Annotated in this window: 2 protein-coding genes; both read left to right on the top strand. The window is 70.9% G+C overall.

The window, feature by feature from the left end:
• The first annotated feature begins 449 nt into the window (after positions 1 to 449).
• On the top strand, positions 450 to 1,496 hold the full coding sequence (locus ACGFMP_RS37180) for a replication-relaxation family protein (RefSeq protein WP_393678524.1): 1,047 nt from the start codon (positions 450 to 452) through the stop codon (positions 1,494 to 1,496).
• Positions 1,497 to 2,073: 577 nt separating this feature from the next.
• Entirely contained in the window at positions 2,074 to 3,135 is a 1,062-nt protein-coding gene (locus tag ACGFMP_RS37175; protein ID WP_393678523.1) for a M48 family metallopeptidase, read from the top strand.
• Positions 3,136 to 3,332: the final 197 nt, after the last annotated feature.

Here is a 3,332-nt window from a genome sequence, read left to right as displayed (position 1 = left end):
AACCACAAGACCGCCCTGCCCGCCGAACTCACCGCATAGCGTCAAAGACAAGATCGCCGAGTGGCCGTCAATACACCACTCCAGCGGACGTGACCCACCACTGCCAAGGCTCCTACCGGCCGCTCCAACATCAGTAGAGGCGTTTGTGCAGGTCAGGTCGTGAGTAGTGATGTCGCCGCGAGGCTCGACATCCCCTCTTGCCCTCCAACCCCCTGCTGCACCGATGAGAAAAGGAGACGGGTGCGGCTGGGTGGTGGGCAGGCGCGAGGGGCTGACGGGCTGCCTAGGTGCCTCCGGCGGCCCTGGCGGGGCGCAGGCCGCCGCTGGTGCGTCGGCCGGGGAAGCGGAGCAGCGAGGCGCTGCGGGCTCACCAGGCAGGTGCTGACGCTGCTTTGTCGGTGGTCCGAGTGAGACTGGATTGCCTGATCACCGCGAGCGGGGAGGCAGGCGTGAGCCACACCCAGGAGCAGGTGCCGGAACAGGGCGAGAAGCCGAAGCCGAAGCCGAAGCGGCGGCGGGTGTTGTATCCGTACGGGTCGGCGTCACCGGAGCGGGACGACGCGATCACCGTGCTGGGGGCACTGAAGGTCGCGACCGCCACGCAGATCATGCGACTGGTACGGCGGCACCTGACGGACAACAAGTCGATCCGCAACGCGCTGCTCGATCTCCAGAAGCACGGCTTGGTGGTCTCCGAGGGCAACACCGCCGGGCCGCGCGGGCGGATCGGCGCCCCGGGCCGTGCGGGGCCAGCGGCGCAGAAGCTGTGGCGGCTGACGCCGGCCGGCCTGGACTACGCCGACCGAATCATGGAGGAAGGCGTCGACGGCGGCCTGGCTCGCGGGGTCGCCCGGGGCGGCGCGAAGCACGCGATGGCCGTGAACGAGACCGTCACCGCTTTCGTCCGCGGCGGCACGACGCCCGGCTCCCCGGCGGGCATCTGTGGGATCGAGGCGTTCCGCACCGAGACGCACCTGCCGATCGCCTCGGGCAGCAAGGCGGCGGTGCGCGTCGACGCCGTCCTGCGCGCCCCGGAAGCCGGAGTGCCGGTGCTGATGATCGAGGTCGACCGCGGTACCGAGTCACCCGAGCGGGTCGCGGAGAAACTCGCCCGCTACGCCCGCTATTTCGCCCGCCCGGTCTACGACGGGCAACGCCACAACAGCATCGCCAACATGGGGGAGCCGGAGAAGCTGCACTGGCACACCCGCTTCCCGCCCACCTGCCGCACCGGCACCCCGCCGGTCGCCATCGTCTTCACCGGCCTGTTCCGCAACGCCCTGGCCAGCCGCATCAACCGCGTCATGGACCTGGCCAGGGAGCACTGGGGGTACAGCTTCGACGCGTACAACCCCGGGCACGGCGGCGTGCCGCTGCTGGTGGCGATGCTGGACGACCTCACAGCCCACGGCCCCCAGGGGCCGGTCCGGCACCGGGCCGGCGGCCACATGCCGCTGCGCGGCCTGCGGGAGGCACTGGACGACACCCGGGATTGACGGGTTACCGACGGAATTCCCTGAGCTGCGGTGTTCGCCGTGGGGGCGTGATCGCTTCCCAGCCTGGCAGCGATGATTTCCCGCTGGCGGCGGAAGTGCTGTCAGTCCGCCGTCCCCGTGGTCTCGTCGTTCCGTCGCTGCCAGCAGGCGAGGTTATTGCTGGTGGTGAGTGAGGGCGTTGGGTGGTCGGGACACCTGCGGCCGCCTCGCGTCCAGGTGCGCGCCGCCGCCTGTAGCGACGCGCGTGGCCGCCGCCACAGGCGGTAGGCTGCGGCGGCCCGCTGCGCCGGCTGGGCGAATCGGTCCTGGGGGGCGTATGAGCAGTGACGGTGCCGGTACGCCGGCGAGAACAGCGGACAGACCGGGTGTACAGGAAAGCAAGTGTCCGGAATGCGGTCGGCTGACGGCCGCCGATCCGCGGTTTGTGGTGTGGTGCGGGGGCTGCGGCTGGAACGCTGACCCGTTGCCACCAGACCCGCCGCGTGGTCGAGTCCAGGGCCGTCGGCGCCGGATCGTCGCCCGCTATGGCGAGCAGCTGTACGTCGAACTGGCCCGCGACGGAGCGGGTGCTCCGGGCTTGGATGCTTCTGGGATCGCCGCGTACGTCCTGGCCTGGGCGGTGCACCTGAGCACCGTTGCCGTCGCGCTCGCCGGGCTGCTGCTGATCACGACGGGCAGCGTCTTCGCCCTGCAGGTGCTGCTCGGAGCCGTGCTGCTGCTGGTGGTCGTTTTGCTGCGACCACGGCTCGGGCGGCTGCCTAAGGACGCGGTCACGTTGGACCGGGCCGCGGCACCCGGCCTGTACTCGCTGCTGGACCGGGTCGCTGTGGAGACCGGCACCCGACCGGTGGACATCGTGGCGCTGGACGCCGCCGTGAACGCGTCAGTGACCGAGTACGGGCTGCGGCGGCGCCGGCTGCTGGTGGTCGGCCTGCCGCTGTGGCACATGCTCGGCCCCCAGCAGCGAGTCGCGGTACTCGGGCATGAGTTCGGGCACTACGCCAACGGCGATCAGCGCCGTGGCCTGGTCGTCGGTACCGCTCTGAGCACCCTCGGCACCTGGCACCACGTCCTGCGCCCGAGCGGGCAGCGCGATCGTAGCGTCGTCCAGATGATCGCCGACCTGATCATGATCCCGCCGTGGCTGTTCGTGCTCGGACTGCTCTACCTGCTCGACCACTTCACCCTCCGGGCGTCCCAACGTGCCGAATACCGGGCCGACCTGAACGGCGCCCGGGTCGGATCGGGCGCCGCGGCGGCGGAATTCCTCGATGTGCTGCTGCTGGCCGAGACCGTGGACCGGGAACTGCGCCGCCAGGCGGTGCTGGCCCGCACCAGGACCCGCGGCAGCGATCCGAAGGCCGTCGAGGCCGGTTTGTGGGCCCGGCTCGCCGACCATGCGCGGGACGTCCCCGCGCACGAACGGGAGCGGCTGCGCCGGGTTGCCGAAGTGCGTGGCCACAGCACCGACTCGACCCACCCGCCGACGCATCTACGCCGCGCACTGCTGCTCGATACCTCCGGCGCGCTCCCCTCCTCGGTCACTCTCGACAGGGTAGAGGCGGCGGCGATCGACGCCGAGATCGCTCCCGCCGGCCAGCAGGTGGCACGGCGAATACTGCGCGACATACGACTGTGACCCGCCCGCGGAGCGCGCGCGCAGGGACAACACGCCCTTGCCCTGCGCGTCGCGTCCAGCGACCGGCCTTGTCACGGGCAGGCCGACTCGGGCCGCCGACCTGCAGCCCTCCGGCTACGTGATGAGCGGAAGGAAGCCCTGCTGCGTTTCTTTGCTGCGCTACGCCCGGTGGAACGCCTCGTGCACAAGCGCATCGA

It is taken from the genome of Streptomyces sp. NPDC049040 (assembly GCF_043197715.1).
GTDB lineage: Bacteria > Actinomycetota > Actinomycetes > Streptomycetales > Streptomycetaceae > Actinacidiphila.
The sequence above is the reverse complement of the archived record's forward strand: the minus strand, read 5'-3'. Positions and strand labels throughout refer to the sequence as shown.